This window comes from Delftia sp. WSY_16 (assembly GCF_043104415.1).
Classification (GTDB): domain Bacteria; phylum Pseudomonadota; class Gammaproteobacteria; order Burkholderiales; family Burkholderiaceae_C; genus Comamonas; species Comamonas tsuruhatensis.
In genome coordinates this window covers 596557-613563 of sequence record NZ_JBICKS010000040.1, presented here as the reverse complement: position 1 = coordinate 613563, position 17007 = coordinate 596557, and the positions used below count along the sequence as shown (strand labels likewise).

The following is a 17007-nucleotide window of genomic DNA, read 5'->3' as shown; positions in this document are numbered from 1 at the left end:
AGCCCTTGCTTCAGGGGGTGTATTGCAGGTTGTAGTACATCTCCCTGCCGTTGCGGTCGGCGTAGACGAGGAGGAACTCGGCATAGTTCGTGGCCGATGCACCGTCCGGCTTGCCTCCAAAAGGTATGGTGGCCGAGGTGGCTCCTTTGGGAACAGGCACGGTCAGGTTGGGCGTGCGTACCGTGGGCAGGCCGGAGGCAGACCCCGCCGCAGCGCCCTGCCGGTAGGAACTGAGTACTGAAAGTGCCATGGGCATGCTGCCCGCTGGCGGTTGCGCAGCCGACCAGACAACCTGCGCGCTGCCGCCGCCGGCCTTGAAGCCGGCCACGATCTCGCCCTCTGAGGGCGAGATGGTGTTGAACTGGGGATAGGCATTGACAGGTATCTGTGCAAACGGATAAGACCCGCTCTTCAGCGTGACCTGATAGGTGGCGATGGGTGTTTTGCCTTGCTGTCCGTTGACGGCTCTCCAGCCATCGTCGGCATGGATATCGAAGCGCACCTCGGTTCCCGCTGCCAGGCCCAGCGCTGCGAAACGGTTGTCACCGTCTGCCATGGCGGCAGCATCGAACCCGCTGCGCACGGTGGAGCCCCACGAGTCGTTGGCCACACCCAGTTGCGCGTTGGTGCAATCTGCCGTGCCGGCGTTGGCCACGTCGTTGCTGGCGTTCGATCGACACTGCCGGAAGTTGTTGGTATCCGCATAGCTGGCGTTGCCCCGCACGCCTTGCATTTCGGGTGCATCGCGCATGATGCGTGGCGACAGCAGCTTGAGCGAGTTGCGCGCGCCGCCTGCCTGCGCCGACGGCCAACTGACAATGGCGTAAGTTGCCAGCCGAGCAGGATCGGAAATGCCAAACTGCACCTCGCGCCGCAAGTGGAACGGACTGGCGGACGGTTCGCCGTCGGACAGCTGGCGTATCACATTCGCGCGGTTGCGCGACACCAGTCCCACGCTTACCACGCGCTGATTGCCCAGGCTGCGCATCTCGGCTGCATTGCGGGGAGTGGCGCAGGTGCCGCTGCTGCTTCCTGCGATCAGCGTTTCGCGCTGGTCCCTTGTGCTGGTCCCGTCCGTGAATTTTTCGTCGTAGCTGATATCCACCTCATGCCGTGCGGATCCGTCGGCATTGGTGGCTTTGCGCTCTGCCAGGATTTGCAGATTTTCGAAGCTCCGCCCAATCTGGTAGGCATTGGAGGTCTGGACCTGGGTCTGGTTTTCATCCCAATGGGTGATCAGACGCTCCTTGCTGCTGCCGTTGCCCAGGTAGCAGTCGTCGAGATGCGCAAAGCGCTCGGTGCCTTTGGCGGGCAACTGGGTGGCGGTCAGAGCCTGTCTGGTATCCATGTACTTCTGCACCAACTCCTGGGTCGTTTGTGTTGGTGGTGCAACCGGTGGCGTCACTTCGTTGTCTCCGCCACCGCCACTGCCACCTCCGCAAGCCGTAAGCGCGAGCACGGCACCGGCGATGAGGGTGGGGCGCAATTTGGGGGTCTGCTTGGTCATTGGGTATCTGCCTTTCAAACGATTGGGAATGGGCGGCGCAAGGATTCGATGGTTTCCCTCATCCGCCTAGACAGCAGTCTTCCCAGCCATGGTGCGCAAGGCCATACCGCATTTGCGGGATGGCTTCGGCACCGGCTCTGGGATGAAATATTTTTTGAGCGGAGTTTTCAGGAGCTGCAGGCACTATTCGCTTTATTTTGCGATTGGCCCTTTGTAAACATCAAAGCCCGCAGGACTGTTGCAGCACCCAGGAGTTCATCGAACGAATTTTTTATTGAGCTGGTCAATATGCGGTCATATCCTCTTCCAGGATGCGAAAACTAATTGACGATGGTGAGTGATCCATAGGAGCCCTGGCCGCCACGCACGCTATAGAGCTGCGTGCGTCCCGCGCCTGTGGCCCCGCTTACCGTCACTTCCCCTGTATTTCGATCCGCATAGGAGCACGCTCCCTTGTTGCCGCTGCCATTGATGGCCCGTATGCCAAGATAGCTGACTCCTGAGCTGACGGGCACCTCAAAACAACTTGGCTGGTTGAAAAGTTCGGAACGAGCAACTTCCCTTTCATTCAATGTGATGGCTAGAATATCTCCATCCTCGCATTCATTGTCTTTCATGCAGACATCGATATATTTTTGGCCTGCCATATTTGTATTTGCGCTGAAATTCCCCCAATCTGCCAATTGCTGATTGATGGCGTCAGAAACGAACTGGTCCCAGGAAATGGTTTCGTAAGGTGATATCCGATAGCTGCATGACCGGTTGTCCTCGATTTCCTTGTTGACAGTCGTTTTCTTGTCGGGTGTGCCACTATCCCAACGGATGGACTTGAACAGGTATTTGTCAATTTCTCTTTGCAATTCGGCCGGTGCCACGCTTGGTGGACTATCAATGCAGATCATGCGCTGATCGCCCATGATAGGACCGGTGAGCTTGACACGCTTGCCACCATCTCCTGTGGCGACTGCGATGGCATCCAAGACTTCCTCTGCACCACTGCACCCTGTCATCAAGACCGCGATGGGACACGCGATCAAGGAAAAGACAAGCTGACGCATCCACTGGTTTCTTGTTGAGTTCCATTCCATTTTGATTCCCTTCAGTTGATGTGAAAAATAACACCCACGGGAAGGAATAATGGATTGTTTGTCCCAGTGAAAATATACCGCAGATGCGGTATTGATCTTCAGGACGCAGCAAGCATTGCAGTAGAAGTACTGCCAGATTTCTGAAATGGAAAAAGAAACTATTCCTTGCTTTCCTGCACCCTCAACGCCTGCCCAATCGCATAGAACTGCCCACCCGCCACGTAGTGCAGGCTGCGCAGCGCGGGGTCGGCGTCCTCGAAGTGCCAGTGGCCGTTGCGGAACACGCGGGTGTCGGACCAAGCGCCGACGATTTCGGCGATGAACAGGTCGTAGGCCTGCTGGTTGTGGGGCTCGGGGATCAGCCTGCAGGCCAGCCAGCCGGCGCAGCCGTCCACGAAGGGCAGGTCGAACCCTTCCATTCCGAACAGCTGAACGCCGCTGGTGGCGAGCTTGCCGGCATCGGTGGAAAGGGTGCGCGTGCCGACCTGGTGCGTGAGCTGCAACTGGGCGGCCGTGGGCACCTGGATCACGAACATGCCGCTGTGCTCGACCAGGGCGCGCGTGGCCGTGGCCTTGTCCAGCACCACGGTGAGCTTCGGGGGCGCAAAGTCCAGCGCGCAGCACCAGGCTGCGGCCATGACGTTGTCCACGCCGCCGTGGCGGGCCGAGACCAGGACGGTGGGGCCGTGGTTGATCAGCCGGTAGGACTTGGCGAGATCGACCGGGGCGATAGGCGGGTTCATGCAAGGGTTCCTGAAGGGTTCTGTTTTTGCGCGTGCAGGCGCCGGGTTCATTCGGCCAGCGCCTCGGAACCCACGGCATGGACGCCGGGCCTGGCGTTGACAGCAGCCTCTATCAAGGCCTGGGCGATGCGGTGCGCGGGGTTGAGCCGCCAGCGCCGGGGCAGCAGCGGGCCCAGGGCGCCAAGAACGCCGACCATGAAGCGCTCGCCCGCGCGGTGCTCGGTGCGCGGGCCGCTGATCAGGCCGGGGCGCACGAAGGTGAGGGAGGCAAAGCCTTGCGCCTGGAGGTCACGCTCGAGCTCACCTTTGACGCGGTTGTAGAAGACGCGCGAGCCGGCGTCGGCGCCCATGGCCGAGTTCAGCACATAGGTGGGCGTGCCGTGGCGATGGGCCAGGCGGGCGGCCAGCAGCGGATAGTCATGGTCCACACGCTGAAAAGCCGGCTGGCTGCCGGCTGTCTTGATGGTGGTGCCCAGGGTGCAGACCAGGGCATCTGCTCGCCACCAGTCGGCATCTTCGGGCAGGTGCTCGAAATCGACGATGGGGGCTAGCAGCCTGGGATGCGCCGGCAGCGCCCGGCGTACCGGGGCCACGATGCGGGTGATGCGGCTGTCGGCCAGGGCCTGTTGCAGCACTTGGCTGCCCACCAGCCCTGTGGCGCCCACGATCAGCAGTTGCATGGCTTGGTCTTTCGATGGGGACACGGATCAGCCAGTGTGCCGTAGATGGCGTGGCGCATAAAACTGGTGCAGCCCAAGGCAAGGGACACCGAGGAAGGGCCTACGCCGGCCGCGCCGCCCCGCACCGAGGGTGTCGCCGGCTGCCCGGACGCCCCCCTCCCGCGAAGCGAGAGAGGGCGCCGTGCAACGGGGGAAGCGGCGTAAGCCGCTCAGGGGGAGTTACGCCAATGCAGGCCAGTCCGTGTAGCCCTGGGCACCGCCGCCGTAGTAGGCCTCGTGCGGGGCCACGGCCAGTTCCTTGCCGTGGCGCAGGCGGGCCACCAGGTCGGGGTTGGCGATGAAGGGGCGGCCGATGGCCACGGTGTCGATCAGGCCCTTGGCGCGGCGGTCCATGGCCAGTTCCAGGTCATAGCCGTTGTTGCCCATGTAGGCGCCGTCAAAGAGCTTGCGCAGCGCGTCCAGGTCCACGCCGGGCGGCAGTTCGCGCGAGCCGCCGGTGGCGCCTTCCACGACGTGCAGGTAGGCCAGGCCGAAGCGGTTGAGCTGGGGGATGAGGTAGCCGTAGAGCGCCATCACATCGCTGTCCAGCGGCGTGTTGCCGGCGTTGGGCGTGACGGGCGACAGGCGGATGCCCACGCGGTCGGCGCCCCAGACCTTGGCCACGGTGTCGGTGACTTCCAGCGTCAGGCGGGCGCGGTTTTCGATGCTGCCGCCATAGGCGTCGCTGCGGTGGTTGGTGGAGTCGCGCAGGAACTGGTCGAGCAGGTAGCCGTTGGCCGAGTGCACTTCCACGCCGTCAAAACCTGCACGCTTGGCGCATTCGGCCGCATGGCGGTATTGCTCGACGATGCCGGGGATTTCGCTGGTTTCCAGGGCGCGGGGCATGGATACCTCGGCCACGCCGTTGGGCGTGAAGGTGACGCCTTCGGCCTTGATGGCAGAGGGGGCGACAGGGGCCACGCCACCGGGCTGCAGGTCCACGTGCGAGTAGCGGCCCACGTGCCACAGCTGGGCCACGATCTTGCCGCCGGCCGCATGTACGGCGTCGGTGACCTTCTTCCAGCCGGCGACCTGTTCCTCGGTCCAGATGCCGGGCGTGAGGTTGTAGCCCCGGCCCTGGGCGGAGATGTTGACGGCTTCGCTGATCAGCAGGCCCGCGCTGGCGCGCTGGGCGTAGTAGGCGGCGTGCAGTTCGGTGGGCACGCCGTCGTCACCGGCGCGGCTGCGGGTCAGCGGGGCCATGACGAAGCGGTTGGCGAGCGACAGGCCGCCCAGTTGGGTGGGGGAGAACAGATCGGTGTGAAGGCTGTGGTCGGTCATGGTGTGCAGTGTTGGTGGTTGAACAAAGAGGAAGAGGGATGGGTAAGAGGTGAAGGGTTTAAAGTTGACCAGTCGTCTACAAACAAGGCAAATAAAAAGAGGCGGCCAGGCCTGCTCAGCCCAGCAGCCGCTTCGTGGACACAAGGGCTGCGGCAAATGGCTCCTCATGCCTGCCCAGCTTGGACAGCAGGGAGGCGCCCAGCCACAGCTGGTACAGCGATTCGGCCAGCGCAGGCGCGTCCAGGTCGGATGTGATGGAGCCATCGGCCTGGCCGGCGCGCACGCAGTCGGTCAGCCGGGTGATGATGGCGTCGGTGCCGGTGCGCAGCACCGAGCGCATGTCGTCGGACAGGTCGCAGACCTCGGGGCCCAGCTTGACCACGAGGCACTGGCCTCCTGCATGGGCCGAGCACTGGTTCTGCGTCCAATGGCGGAAGTAGGTCATCAGCCGGGAGATGGCCGGGTCGGGCGTCTCCATGAGCGCATCGATCTTGGCCAGGTACTCGTCGAAGTACTCCTGCAGCAGGGCCTGGCCGAACTCTTCCTTGGACTTGAAGTAGTAGTAGAAGGAGCCCTTGGGCACGCCCGCGGCCGCGACGACCTCGGCCAGGCCGACGGCCGTGTAGCCTTTCTGGGTCATCAACGCCTTGGCCACATCAAGGATGTGCTGGCGTGTTTCCTGTGCGGGTTTCTTCATGGGATCGAAGTCTAACGCAAAAACCGACCAGTCGTCTACAAACTTTGTTCCAGCGTCATTCCGGCGGTCGCAACGCCTGTGCCGTCGGGCAAGTGACCCGGCCGGATGACGCGCGCAAGGCCCATCCTGTCGCTCAGAAAGTCGATCAAGGCCCGGGCGGCGCCGGACTGGAAGCGGTTGGGCATGTACAGCATGAACATGCGGCCCTGGTTGATGCTGAATTCGTAGTCCTGCATGGCCAGCACGACGCGGCCATCTTCCACCTGGCGGCGCACCATGTAGTCGGGCACCAGCCCCACGCCCAGGCCGCCGGTGATGCAGTCGCACAGGAAAGGGTAGCTGCGCGACATCAGCGTGGGCGTGATGTCCAGTTCCTCCAGCGGCTGGCCGTTCCGCGCGATCTGCAGGCGCACCTTGCCGCTTTCGCCGCCCGATGTGATGAGCGGCGTGCGCGACAGCTCGGACGGGGTCTCCGGCAGGCGGTGGCTGCGCAGCCAGTCGCTGGAGGCGCACAGGCTGTAGCGCACCGGCCCCATGTCGCGCGCCACCAGCATGGGTGGCGGGTCGGACATGACGCGGATCGCGATGTCCACGCTGTCCTTGAGCAGGTTGTCGATGAAGTTCTCCAGGCGGATGTCCAGCACCACCTGCGGATGGGCGCGCTTGAACTCGATCAGCCATGGCGCCATGACCAGATGGCCGTAGCCGGTGGGCACGCTCAGCCCGATCTTGCCCGAGATGTCGTCCGTGCTGCTTTGGGCCAGCTCGCGCACCAGCTCGGTCTCGTTGAGGATGTTGCGGGCATGGCGGTAGATGCGCTGGCCGACCTCGGTGGCCTCCACGCCCTGGGGCGTTCTGCGCAGCAGCGACGCGCCCAGGGACTTCTCCAGCCGGGCCAGGTGGTAGCTCACGTTGGCCCGCGACATGTTCAAGAACTTTGCCGCCTGGCTCAGGTTTCCGTGCTCGATGATCTGGACAAGGATGTTGAATGCCAGGAGATCCATGCGCTGCAGTCCAAGGGGGTGTCAATATTGTTTGACATGATGTCAACCGCCGCCGCCATTGTCAAAGAGGGTGCGCTGGGCAGAATGGGCCAGCCAGAACACATAAACATTCAAGGAGACAAGATGGCATTCATGACAAAAAGACAGGCGCTGGCCAAGGGACTGGCGCTGGGCGCCATCGGCGTGGCTGCGTTCGCATCGCTGTGCGGCGCGGCGCAGGCCAATACCGATACCGGCGCCTGGCCCGACAGGCCGATTCGCCTGGTCGTTCCCTTCCCGCCGGGCGGGCCCACGGACGGCGCGGCGCGCGTCTACGCCGAGGCACTGGCGCGCCAGCTGGGCCAGCCCGTGGTGATAGAGAACAAGCCCGGCGCATCGGGCGCGGTGGCGGCGGGCCAGTTCCGCACGGCAGCGCCTGACGGCTATACGCTGATGATGATGGTCACGCCCACCATCATGGCGCCGCATTTCTTCAAGAACGTCAAGTTCCACCCGGCCACGGATTTCGCCCCGGTCACCAAGATCTATGACTTGCCCAATGTGATTGCGGTCAATGCGCAGTCGCTGCCCAAGGTGACCGACCTCAAATCGCTGTTCCAGTACGCCAAGGCGCAGCCCGCCACGCTGGACTACACCAGCTCCGGCGCGGGCAGCTCGGGCCACCTGAGCATGGAACTGATGAAATCCGCCAAGCTGCACACCATGCAGCACGTGGCCTACAAGGGCAGCGCGCCCGCCATGAACGACACGCTGGGCGGCGTGGTGCCGGTGATCTATGCGGACATGGTGTCTGCGCTGCCCCATATCCGCAGCGGGCGGCTGAGGGCACTGGCCGTGGGAACGACGCAGCGCGTGAAGGCGCTGGACGGCGTGCAGACCATGGCCGAGCAGGGCTTTGGCGGCTATGAGGCATCGTCCTGGGGCGGCCTGGTGGCACCCAGGGACACGCCGCGCGCCATCATCGACAAACTCAGCGCCACCTCGCGCCAGCTGCTGGCCACCGACGAGGTGCGCGACCGTTTCGAGAAGATCGGCGTGACGGCCGCCTACCTCAACCCCCAGGACACCGAGGGCCTGATCCGCAGCGACTACACGCGCTGGGGCGAGGTGGTGCGTACCAACGGCCTGGGCGCGGAGTGAGCCCATGGCCATGAGTCCTATTCCTGCGCAATCCATGTTCCGGCCCCTGCGGGCCGTGCGTTCCCTGGCCGATGTGGAGGCCATCGAAAGCCAGCCCATGGCCGGGCTGATCACGGCGCAAACGGTCTACGACCTGTTTTGCAACTCCGCGCGTGAGCACGGCCAGGGCAGGGCGCTGAGCTTTCTGCCCCAGGCCGGCAGCGTAGATGATGCCCGGCACCTGAGCTATGCCGAACTGCTGGGCAAGATCCACCAGACGGCCAACGCCCTGCATGCGCTGGGCATGGGCGCCAGCGACACGGTGGCCATCCTGCTGCCCGGCTGCATGGAGTACCACTTTGCGCTGTGGGGCGGCGAGGCGGCGGGCATCGTGCAGCCCATCAATCCGCTGTTGAGTGCCGAGAAGATCTCTGCCCTGATGCGGACCACGGGCGCGCGCTTTCTGATCGCCTGGGCGGACGAGGACGATGCCGGCATCCGCGAGAAAGTCACGGCGCTGGATGCGGATCTGGCGCATGTGCTCTGGGTCTCGCATGAAGGCCGGGTTCCCCAGGGGGATGGACAGCGCTGGCCCGCCAGCGATCTGAACGCCGCCCTGGCCGCCCAGCCCTCCGACCGGCTGGTGAGCGGGCGCCAGCCCCAGGCCGGCGACGTGGCGGCCTACTTTCATACCGGCGGCACCACGGGCGCGCCCAAGATTGCCGTGCAGAGGCATGGCGCCCAGGTCTACACCGCCTGGGCCAGCGTGCAGATGCAGGGCCTGAACACGGCCGACCGCACCATCAACGGCTACCCGCTGTTCCATGTGGCCGGAGTGCTGCCGGGCTCGCTGGCCTGCTTCTCGGCCGGAGCCCACGTCATCATTCCGACCACGGGGCTGTTTCGCAACAAGGCCGTGATTGCCGGCTTCTGGCGCATGGCGGCACAGTGGAAGCCCACGCTGATGTCGGCCGTGCCCACGGTGCTGGCCGCGCTGGTGGAGGTGCCGTTGCAGGGGGGCAATGTGTCCTCCATCCGCTACTTCCGCACGGGCGCCGCGCCGCTGTCGCCCGAGGTGGCGGCGCGCTTCAAGGCGCACAGCGGTTTCCATGTGCACGAGAGCCTGGGCATGACCGAGATGACGGGCATCTCCACCATCACGCCGCCCGGCCTGCACGCGGCGGCCGGCCATGTGGGCCTGCGCCTGCCGTTTGCGCGCCTAGCCGTGCGCCGCATGGGGCCGGACGGCAGGCCATCAGGGCAGGAAGCCGCGCCCGGCGAAACCGGCATGGTGGTGTTCCAGTCGCCCAACCTGTTTTCCGGGTACCTGGGTGGCATTGAGCCGTCCAGCTACCTCACCGATGACGGCTGGCTGATCACGGGCGACCTGGGCTCGGTCGGCGACGATGGCCTGCTGCGGCTGCGCGGGCGTTCCAAGGACGTGATCATCCGCAGCGGCCACAACATCGATCCGCAAGTGATAGAGCAGGCGCTGGAGCGCCATCCAGCCGTCAAGGCCTGCGCCGCCGTGGGCGCGCCCGATGCCTATGCGGGCGAGGTGCCTGTGGCCTTTGTCGCTCTCCACCCCGGCGCCCAGGCCGATGAGACCGAACTGCTGGCCTTTGCCGCAGCCGGCGTGGACGAAGCGCCCGCGCGCCCGCGCTATGTGCGCATCATCGATGCGCTGCCCACCACCAACGTGGGCAAGGTCTACAAGCCGCGCCTGCGCAGCATGGCTGCGGAAATCTACGCCCGCACCCTGGTGGCCCAGGCGCATGAGCGCATGGGCCTGCCGCTGCCGCCCGCGGCCAGCACCACACACGCGGAGGGCGAGGGCTTTGTGCTGTGCCTGGCCAGGGCGCACGACAGGCGTCCCTGGGAGCAGGCTGCCGAGGCGCTGGCCTTCACGGGCGAGCCGGTGCGCATCGAGGATGCCGCCTGAGCGCTGGGCCGGACCCCATTGCAGCCACCTGGTGAACTGCGCCGGGGCGGTGTGCAATGCGCATAGAATGCAAACCATTCGCATTCAATAATCAATGCGGCGACATGCGGCCGCACCCCACTCCCCAAGCACGTTCATGCCGTCGGCCCGTTGTGGCGCCGATGGCTGTTTTTTTGTCCTTTGAGGAAGCTGCAATGAAGAAACACTGGATTCTTGTCTCCGCACTCCTGGCCGCCAGCGGCGCCAGCCAGGCCCACCAGATCTGGCTGGAACAGCCGGCCGGCGAAACCGCCGTGATCCGCTTTGGCGAGTTTGGCGACAACCTGCGCGAGACATCGCCGGGCCTGCTCGACAAGTTCGGCAAGCCAGTGGCCACCCTGGTGTCTGCCCAGGGCGAGAAGGCGGCCGATGGCCGCAAGACCGGCACCGGCTTTGCGCTGCCCTTCAAGGCCGGCCAGGGCGACAGCATCGTGGCCGAGGATGCCGGCTACCCGCTGTACACCAGCAAGAAGGGCGAGCAGGAACTGCGCAACTGGTACCACCCGGCCGCGCGCCTGATCACCGGCTTTGCCGCCCAGGCCCCGCGCCTCACGCTGGATGTGGTGCCCTCGGGCAAGGCCGGCGAGTTCAAGGTCATCTACAAGGGCCAGCCGCTGCCCAAGGCCAAGGTCGTGCTGACCGTGCAATCGGGCTGGAGCAAGGAAGCCCATGCCGACGAGCAGGGCCTGGTGCAGTTCGACATGCCCTGGAAGGGCACCTACGTGGCCGAAGCCACGCACGACGAGCGCAGCGGCGGTGAGCGCACCGGCCCGAACGGCGCAGAAAAATACGACGGCGTGCACTACGTGACCTCGGTCACCTACGTCAAGCCTGATGGCGTCGCCGCCATCCCGGCCGGCCCTGCAGCCAAGCCCAACAAATAGGCACTGCGGTCCTGCACGGTCCGCACCGCCCCGCACCGGCCGGTGCGGGGCACCGGTTTCCATGGCGTCCGGGCCTGCAGGCATACGGGCGCGACGCCAGCCACCAGGCAGGGCTCAGGGCAGGAACGGTGACGACAGCAGCCGCAAGCCGATGGAAAACCACCGCTCCTGCGTGCTGCTGCCCGCGCGGTTGCCGTAGGTGGCATCGACCTGCACATGTCCAGGCACCAGCCAGTAGCGCAGGCCCATCTGGTAGAAGGGCTTGCCCTGGTTCTGGCCGAATGTCTCGGCAATCAGCCAGGTGCTCTGGCTCAATTGGGCCTCGGTGGCCAGGCCCCAGGTCATGAGGTTGCGATGCGTCTGCGCCGTGCGCAGCCAGCCCACGTTGGTGTGGAAGAACAGCCGGTCATCGCGCAGCGAGAACGTGACGGGCACATAGGCGTACAGATCCCCCCGGCCCTGGCCCTCGTCATTCGGATGCCGGGCATTGCCCACGGCCAGGCCCCAGCCCCAGCCATTGGGCTGCAGTTCCTTGAACAGGGTCTTGCCCTGGATCACCACATCCGTGGTCCGGCCGCTGCCGTCCTCTCGCGTGCGTGCCGCGCCCAGTGTCAGCTCCAGATTGCCCGTGAAATTGCAGGCCGGCTGGGCCCAGAACTCCGTGCTGTCCTTCTTGGACTTGACCCAGCTTTCCAGCTGGCAGGACTTGGCATCGACGATGCGGGCATCGTCCGTGATCATGGGGCGAGCCGCGTAAGCCGGGCCGCTACCTAGGGCCGCTGCCAGGCCCAGGGCTGCTGCCGTCCAAAGGGGGTGGGAATTGCGCATGGCCCGCCATCCTAAAGCCGAAAAATGACGCCACCAGAACATTGCTGTACCAGGAGCGCCACAACAACGGCTGTGCACGGATTTGCCCATATGGCCCTGTCCATCGCCAAACTGGGTCAGGCACACATCCCCGGACGGATCGCGCTGGGGAACCACGTCCCCGCACACATACAGCCGCTCCGTGCCCGCCTTCGCAACGTACTTCCACTAATGGTCCCAAGGCAGGCGATAGCCCGTGGCAGCCAGAAAGCGCTGCGCTTCCTCTTGCTGCCATCACTTGTCATTCCGTGGGGTTTTTTGCTCATTTTTACATAACGATAAATGCATCATGCTTTTTATAAAACCGTATCGCATTTATATAGTCAACGATAGTGGGGAATTCCACTTGCTGTTCCAGATTTTCGATTATATCCTCCACATCTTCTTTTGAAAGATAGGGGGAAAATCCTGCCCTGAAAAATAATTCTCTAACTTGTAATTCATCCTGGGGACTCTGATTTAAATCCGCGCTATAGAAAAATACCTTGGCATCATCTTCTATATCGATATCAGTCTTTGCGTAGAGCCATCCTTCATTAATGGAAATTTCCTCAATGACTTTCTTGAGATTGATGAGATTTTTCATGGATGAATAATGAGTTGATTAATGAGGGCGCTGTCATCTTGCTCATGAAAATCAAATTTCGAATAATGCGATCGCAAAAGTATGCGGGACATTTTCCTGTGTTGTACGATTGAATATCTATAATACCTTCAAGTCATAAATAAATGCAGTGGATTCACCAGTGCATGCCGATGTTTTTATTCTGAATACAGCAGTTAAATCAGATGGCTCTCCATCAATCCAGAGATCAATGTCTGAAAGCTTGTCAAATGGCCCCAATCCTTCCCGTGTTTCCATTTCTGCCACACTTGATTCTGGAGGCATCGTGTACCTCTGCCTCTTGTGCTTTGGGTTGGAAATGTAGTTTTCTAAGACACGTGAAATTTCGAATGAGTTATCTTCGTCCAAAATTTGCTTGTTTTGGGTAATTTGATGATTGCAGATGATCTTCAATAGATCCATGATCTGTATTTTTGCATTTGGAATATCTTTGACCATTGACATAGATTCCGTGACAACACTTCAAATAGCAGAACGTCATTGATGTCGATAGTTATGTCGCATAGACAATAAAATCTCCGTTTCTTCAGTTTTTGTCACCAATTCACAGGGTATATATTGGGCTAGCCTAATTCATGACCTGCGTTGATTATTATTTTTCTTAGTAGGCGGATCTTTTTATTATTTTTAAATGCTGTTTGCGTAAGAATTTCTGAAAATTCGTTGTGGATCGCGTTGGTGGAAATACGTTTATTTCGCATCTCATCAATTATTCCTATGTCGGTTTCAAAAGTAAGTGCTAGCGGCTTTTCTTTATAATATGAAAATCTGCAAACACATATTTCATTGATAATGATGGCGCCGTTTGATCTATGGTTGTCCAGAAATAGTCTTATATTGCTTGGTGAATCTATTTTTCTTAAAATATTTGATAATCTAAATCCGTAGAAATCCAGGCCGCTACTCCATAATTTTCTTCTGAATGTATATAGTTTTAAATTAACTCCTTGGTTTCTTTGGTTTATATAATAATTTTTCTCAAATAACTCATGACCACAAGGATCCCCTGTACTATCAAATCCTATTGAGTGTAATTCTCCTAAATTTTCTATGAGGGTGTTGGTTTCTTCAAATCCTGTGCATATTTCCCCATTGATATATTTATTTAAAACATAAGAAATTTTCGAAGAGTCAATGCTCATATTGGTACTCTACTGCAAGCAAATAGTCAGCGAAAATTGAATTTTCATACCGGATCATAAAATCCAATGGGCTTGTATAGCTCATTCATATGAGATTGCATGCTGGCGTTTATATCACTTATGGGTATGTATTTCACACATCGTATGCCATGATCTTCGAATATTTCTTTTGCCTTCTCTGAACCAATTAGTCTTGCCTGACTAGATGATATATTCACAATGTCGAAAATGTCAAAATCCAAGTCATCCTTGAAATGGAGACTTTCATATTCAATGCCTCTTGGAGATATTGGTTTGCTCTTTGAAAGATCCAAGCAGTTTTCGGCTTTGAATTTCTTTGGTATTGCGATGAAAACATCCCTGGTATTTCTTGAAATGCCTTTGCTGTCGATGCAATCAACACGTTTGATTTCGGAAAAATTATGTTTGATTTTTGGCAGGCATCTTGCGAATTCCGCACTTATGACATAAAAGTACTCTGCACCCTTGCGAACTTCATATGTATAGTTATTTTCTCCATCAAAATGAGTTTTTCAGGAAGCGATGGTAGTGTTCCTCCGTATCTTTTGGGGCCGGCATACCAAGGGTTATAACCATAATCCCCTTCTACCTCTTCAAAATCTTTAGCAAGTATGGAATGATAAAATCCAGCAGAGCATCCGAATTCCTCGTTGATGGCCATTATGTAATATTCTTTATTCATTCAAATATTTCCTATAAGTGGTTAATGTCATTTCGTCACATGCTGTTGCAGAGTATTCATACTAGCGCGGACCGATGATGGGTTGAAGGCTTTGGCAAGCTGCGAATCCGCGTTGACCGGCAGCTGAATACCCACGAAGCGTTGTTGAAGTTGGCGGTGGTGATATTGTGCGCACGATTCGCGGTCGGTGGTGTTGTTCACTCTAAAAATTGAGACGTATTTATATCCAAAACTATATTGTTGTGGATGGATAGTCACTGAATTCTTTCATCCAGCCACTATCACCAAACAGCTCTCCAGCAAGACCATCACTCATTTGAGAAATGCTGTCGCTATCGTTGAATTTTATATCAATCACCTCTTGATCAGCCATTCTGAGTATTCTGAAAATAGCAGAATCGATAGCCAGGAGTGCAAGATATTTGAAATCATCTTTTTGATCTTGTGAAAGAGGCGAATAGAATTCACTAAATCTTATAGACTCAGGTGTTCTAAGATTTCCTTGTATAAAATCAAAAACTCTCTCAATAGAAGAGTCTCTTGCCTCTTTGATGAAGATTTTTCCAAAATCTCTTAATATATCTTGTCTGTTCATTTGATGCACCGATGAATATTTGAAAATAATAATTCGACATCCTTGTCAATACGATAATGACTATTTCATAGTGATCACCGGGTCTTTCCAGACATCTTCATAGCCTTCATCATGAATGATGAAGCGATAATCTGGAGCCAGTGCCAAGTATGGAAGTAATTCAGGCCAAAATTCCAAAACATGGCCGACGTGTACACACTGGAAGAAATCTGCAGCGCTGGAATAATCTCCAGCCCATATATACCAACCTGCGCATTCTTGATCGGGTAGAGCGCGCATTCCTGTAACTGGTTGCTGCCCTCTTGTCTGTAAAGCTATTCCTATTCTTGAATATGGGTCAGGGTAAGCTGCAGGTGATTCAAAAAAATCGCACTTTTGACGTTGAATTGCTTTGATGTGAACGGAATCGATAGTGGTCAGAGCTTTAAACAACGCCGAGCCAAAATCATCACCAATCTTGCTTGCAGCTGACCAGTCCAAGTCTCCCAGCGGAACAGACCAGATGGAGGTGTCATTGGGAAGAGATTTGAAGACATAGCCGGTTCCTCCTCCATCTGTGCCAAAACACAAAGCTTCGGCACCCAGGTAATGCTGAACAAGAAAATCCTTGTTGAGTTGCTCCAGTTCGTCCAGCGGCCAGAACGTCAGGTACATATCACCAAAATTTCCTTCGCCTTCATTGGACCAGCGCATCCAATTCGCGTAATCGTCAGGAAGATTGAGCCTTCTGGATATTTCTGTAATTGTTTCCTCCGGCAGAGGAGGTTCGCGACGATATCTGTCAGACATCAAAATCTTTACCGTATCGATAGTGCTGGTCATGATTGTGAATCAAAGGTTTTTGTGACGATTCCCGAGAGGTAAAAGAATACTCCTGGAGTACCTGAAAATGAAACCTGGGTCCACAGCATTAATCGCTCACGACCGTCTATTTAGCCTATCTACCAACTCTACTGCCTTCATGACAATATCATCTGTCTCAGAGAATTGTCTACCGATGGATGACGGACCGATCATCGGTGCCGGTCCGCAACACGCTGCGCATGACCGCCTCACCCCAGACCTTGCAGTCCGCAGCCCAGGCTACCTGGCCTTGCTCGTCGGTCAGCTCCAGCGGCGCACCGATCTGGTCGCACTAGTACCAGTAGGTACTGTGTTTCTCGCCCGCTCCTTGAATGGTGGCCAGCGGCACAAAGCTCCCCGGCTCGTAGATACAGAGCGCCTGTCTTCCTCCACGCTGGCTGTGCGCCATGAGGTCACCATCCCACAGGTAGAGTGGGTGCTGCCGAAGGCATCGCTCTTGGAGACGCGCCGACCTAGGGGGTCGTAGGCGTAGCGGGTGGCCCGGGTGACTCCGTGGCGCGTGGTGTTCGATTCGATGAGCTGGTGGTCTGCGTTCCAGGTCAGGTCCAGTACTTCCTGGGTACCGGCTTTCTGGTTGCCCCGGGTGCGGCGGGTGACGTTGCCGTGGACGTCGTATTCAAAGTGCAGGTCCTGGTAGAAGCGCAGGCGGTTGTCGCCCACCACGCCCAGGGTGGTTTCCACGGGCTGGCCGTCTTTGCCGGGGATGGAGTCCAGCAGGTTGCCGGCGGGGTCGAAGGCAAACAGTTCGCGGGCCAGCGGGCTGCCTTGTGCGGGCAGGCTGGCGAGGATGCGGCCGGTGGTGTCGTATATACGGACGTGTTATGGAATTTTTAAATCATAGAGATAGACTGCTTGAGCATCGGACTTAGGATTTCTTCTTACGCAAAAGGTTGCCACAGCGTCACTTTCTTCGCCGTTGCTCCACAGAAATACATCGATGGCGTATTTATCATTAGGATCTTTGGGAAGGTCAAATACGTATGATTTCTGCAATGCATCGTCGGGTGGTATTGTAATTAATTTTCCGCGAAAGATGTCATGAGAACGCTCAATATATTCCTGTGGCGATGCATCACCTAGCAGGTTTTTTGTATGCAATACGTCATAATTTTCTTTGGCCATTTCTTTTATTATTGACTTTATATTTGAAATGATTCTAGGATTATTTTCCAAGTATGATTCAGTCAT

21 protein-coding genes are annotated in these 17007 nt (G+C 58.5%); 3 read left to right on the top strand and 18 right to left on the bottom strand.

Annotation, left to right across the window (positions count from 1 at the left end; translation table 11 throughout):
* Positions 1–10 precede the first annotated feature (10 nt).
* The 7 genes from ACF8O7_RS22440 to ACF8O7_RS22410 form a co-directional block, all read right to left on the bottom strand.
* On the bottom strand, positions 11–1507 hold the full coding sequence (locus tag ACF8O7_RS22440) for a hypothetical protein (protein WP_392444321.1): 1497 nt from the start codon (positions 1505–1507) through the stop codon (positions 11–13).
* Positions 1508–1827: 320 nt separating this feature from the next.
* A complete protein-coding gene (locus tag ACF8O7_RS22435) occupies positions 1828–2595 on the bottom strand; it encodes a hypothetical protein (protein ID WP_392406090.1) in 768 nt (255 codons plus the stop codon).
* 158 nt (positions 2596–2753) lie between these two features.
* Positions 2754–3338 (bottom strand): flavin reductase family protein, encoded by a 585-nt coding sequence (locus ACF8O7_RS22430; protein ID WP_392444320.1) that lies wholly within the window; start codon positions 3336–3338, stop codon positions 2754–2756.
* Between the two features lie 47 nt (positions 3339–3385).
* Positions 3386–4018, bottom strand: a complete 633-nt coding sequence (locus ACF8O7_RS22425; protein WP_097202302.1) for an NAD-dependent dehydratase — start codon at positions 4016–4018, stop codon at positions 3386–3388.
* 219 nt (positions 4019–4237) lie between these two features.
* The gene (locus tag ACF8O7_RS22420) at positions 4238–5338 is read right to left on the bottom strand and encodes an alkene reductase (protein WP_097202303.1); all 1101 of its coding nucleotides are present in this window, start codon (positions 5336–5338) and stop codon (positions 4238–4240) included.
* 115 nt (positions 5339–5453) lie between these two features.
* Positions 5454–6035 carry a TetR/AcrR family transcriptional regulator gene (locus ACF8O7_RS22415; protein WP_012205713.1) on the bottom strand — a complete coding sequence of 194 codons (582 nt, stop codon included), beginning with the start codon at positions 6033–6035 and terminating at the stop codon, positions 5454–5456.
* A gap of 35 nt (positions 6036–6070) precedes the next feature.
* Positions 6071–7039, bottom strand: a complete 969-nt coding sequence (locus tag ACF8O7_RS22410; RefSeq protein WP_047219795.1) for a LysR family transcriptional regulator — start codon at positions 7037–7039, stop codon at positions 6071–6073.
* A gap of 123 nt (positions 7040–7162) precedes the next feature.
* Here ACF8O7_RS22410 and ACF8O7_RS22405 point away from each other — a divergent pair, with 123 nt between their 5' ends.
* The 3 genes from ACF8O7_RS22405 (at position 7163) to ACF8O7_RS22395 (ending at position 11023) form a co-directional block, all read left to right on the top strand.
* Positions 7163–8179, top strand: coding sequence for a Bug family tripartite tricarboxylate transporter substrate binding protein (locus ACF8O7_RS22405; protein ID WP_392444318.1), 1017 nt, complete (start codon positions 7163–7165; stop codon positions 8177–8179).
* A 4-nt stretch (positions 8180–8183) separates the two neighbouring features.
* Complete coding sequence (locus ACF8O7_RS22400; RefSeq protein ID WP_392444316.1) at positions 8184–10100, top strand: AMP-binding protein; 1917 nt, start codon at positions 8184–8186, stop codon at positions 10098–10100.
* Positions 10101–10294: 194 nt separating this feature from the next.
* Complete coding sequence (locus ACF8O7_RS22395) at positions 10295–11023, top strand: DUF4198 domain-containing protein (protein WP_046239311.1); 729 nt, start codon at positions 10295–10297, stop codon at positions 11021–11023.
* Positions 11024–11137: 114 nt separating this feature from the next.
* On the opposite strand, the gene ACF8O7_RS22390 is transcribed toward ACF8O7_RS22395, so the two are convergent.
* The 11 genes from ACF8O7_RS22390 to ACF8O7_RS22340 form a co-directional block, all read right to left on the bottom strand.
* Positions 11138–11851 carry a hypothetical protein gene (locus ACF8O7_RS22390; protein ID WP_392444314.1) on the bottom strand — a complete coding sequence of 238 codons (714 nt, stop codon included), beginning with the start codon at positions 11849–11851 and terminating at the stop codon, positions 11138–11140.
* 307 nt (positions 11852–12158) lie between these two features.
* Positions 12159–12476 carry a hypothetical protein gene (locus tag ACF8O7_RS22385; protein ID WP_154834253.1) on the bottom strand — a complete coding sequence of 106 codons (318 nt, stop codon included), beginning with the start codon at positions 12474–12476 and terminating at the stop codon, positions 12159–12161.
* Between the two features lie 117 nt (positions 12477–12593).
* A complete protein-coding gene (locus ACF8O7_RS22380) occupies positions 12594–12953 on the bottom strand; it encodes a hypothetical protein (protein WP_392444312.1) in 360 nt (119 codons plus the stop codon).
* Positions 12954–13078: 125 nt separating this feature from the next.
* A complete protein-coding gene (locus ACF8O7_RS22375) occupies positions 13079–13657 on the bottom strand; it encodes a hypothetical protein (RefSeq protein ID WP_392444311.1) in 579 nt (192 codons plus the stop codon).
* A gap of 460 nt (positions 13658–14117) precedes the next feature.
* A complete protein-coding gene (locus tag ACF8O7_RS22370; protein WP_203400962.1) occupies positions 14118–14360 on the bottom strand; it encodes a hypothetical protein in 243 nt (80 codons plus the stop codon).
* 27 nt (positions 14361–14387) lie between these two features.
* On the bottom strand, positions 14388–14561 hold the full coding sequence (locus ACF8O7_RS22365; RefSeq protein ID WP_392444309.1) for a hypothetical protein: 174 nt from the start codon (positions 14559–14561) through the stop codon (positions 14388–14390).
* 31 nt (positions 14562–14592) lie between these two features.
* Positions 14593–14955 (bottom strand): hypothetical protein, encoded by a 363-nt coding sequence (locus ACF8O7_RS22360; RefSeq protein ID WP_154834257.1) that lies wholly within the window; start codon positions 14953–14955, stop codon positions 14593–14595.
* A 60-nt stretch (positions 14956–15015) separates the two neighbouring features.
* Positions 15016–15777 carry an SMI1/KNR4 family protein gene (locus ACF8O7_RS22355; protein WP_392444308.1) on the bottom strand — a complete coding sequence of 254 codons (762 nt, stop codon included), beginning with the start codon at positions 15775–15777 and terminating at the stop codon, positions 15016–15018.
* A gap of 169 nt (positions 15778–15946) precedes the next feature.
* Entirely contained in the window at positions 15947–16063 is a 117-nt protein-coding gene (locus tag ACF8O7_RS22350) for a hypothetical protein (RefSeq protein ID WP_392444511.1), read from the bottom strand.
* Positions 16060–16500, bottom strand: a complete 441-nt coding sequence (locus ACF8O7_RS22345; protein WP_239009783.1) for a hypothetical protein — start codon at positions 16498–16500, stop codon at positions 16060–16062. Before ACF8O7_RS22345 ends, ACF8O7_RS22350 begins: the two co-directional genes overlap by 4 nt.
* 138 nt (positions 16501–16638) lie before the next feature.
* Positions 16639–17007 carry a hypothetical protein gene (locus ACF8O7_RS22340; RefSeq protein ID WP_154834260.1) on the bottom strand — a complete coding sequence of 123 codons (369 nt, stop codon included), beginning with the start codon at positions 17005–17007 and terminating at the stop codon, positions 16639–16641.

Excerpts from the sequence above, each read along its gene's own strand:
- ACF8O7_RS22440 (WP_392444321.1), bottom strand. The coding sequence starts at position 1,507 with ATGACCAAGCAGACCCCCAAATTGCGCCCCACCCTCATCGCCGGTGCC.
- ACF8O7_RS22435 (WP_392406090.1), bottom strand. The coding sequence starts at position 2,595 with ATGGAATGGAACTCAACAAGAAACCAGTGGATGCGTCAGCTTGTCTTT.
- ACF8O7_RS22430 (WP_392444320.1), bottom strand. The coding sequence starts at position 3,338 with ATGAACCCGCCTATCGCCCCGGTCGATCTCGCCAAGTCCTACCGGCTG.
- ACF8O7_RS22425 (WP_097202302.1), bottom strand. The coding sequence starts at position 4,018 with ATGCAACTGCTGATCGTGGGCGCCACAGGGCTGGTGGGCAGCCAAGTG.
- ACF8O7_RS22420 (WP_097202303.1), bottom strand. The coding sequence starts at position 5,338 with ATGACCGACCACAGCCTTCACACCGATCTGTTCTCCCCCACCCAACTG.
- ACF8O7_RS22415 (WP_012205713.1), bottom strand. The coding sequence starts at position 6,035 with ATGAAGAAACCCGCACAGGAAACACGCCAGCACATCCTTGATGTGGCC.
- ACF8O7_RS22410 (WP_047219795.1), bottom strand. The coding sequence starts at position 7,039 with ATGGATCTCCTGGCATTCAACATCCTTGTCCAGATCATCGAGCACGGA.
- ACF8O7_RS22405 (WP_392444318.1), top strand. The coding sequence starts at position 7,163 with ATGGCATTCATGACAAAAAGACAGGCGCTGGCCAAGGGACTGGCGCTG.
- ACF8O7_RS22400 (WP_392444316.1), top strand. The coding sequence starts at position 8,184 with ATGGCCATGAGTCCTATTCCTGCGCAATCCATGTTCCGGCCCCTGCGG.
- ACF8O7_RS22395 (WP_046239311.1), top strand. The coding sequence starts at position 10,295 with ATGAAGAAACACTGGATTCTTGTCTCCGCACTCCTGGCCGCCAGCGGC.
- ACF8O7_RS22390 (WP_392444314.1), bottom strand. The coding sequence starts at position 11,851 with ATGCGCAATTCCCACCCCCTTTGGACGGCAGCAGCCCTGGGCCTGGCA.
- ACF8O7_RS22385 (WP_154834253.1), bottom strand. The coding sequence starts at position 12,476 with ATGAAAAATCTCATCAATCTCAAGAAAGTCATTGAGGAAATTTCCATT.
- ACF8O7_RS22380 (WP_392444312.1), bottom strand. The coding sequence starts at position 12,953 with ATGGTCAAAGATATTCCAAATGCAAAAATACAGATCATGGATCTATTG.
- ACF8O7_RS22375 (WP_392444311.1), bottom strand. The coding sequence starts at position 13,657 with ATGAGCATTGACTCTTCGAAAATTTCTTATGTTTTAAATAAATATATC.
- ACF8O7_RS22370 (WP_203400962.1), bottom strand. The coding sequence starts at position 14,360 with ATGAATAAAGAATATTACATAATGGCCATCAACGAGGAATTCGGATGC.
- ACF8O7_RS22360 (WP_154834257.1), bottom strand. The coding sequence starts at position 14,955 with ATGAACAGACAAGATATATTAAGAGATTTTGGAAAAATCTTCATCAAA.
- ACF8O7_RS22355 (WP_392444308.1), bottom strand. The coding sequence starts at position 15,777 with ATGACCAGCACTATCGATACGGTAAAGATTTTGATGTCTGACAGATAT.
- ACF8O7_RS22340 (WP_154834260.1), bottom strand. The coding sequence starts at position 17,007 with ATGACTGAATCATACTTGGAAAATAATCCTAGAATCATTTCAAATATA.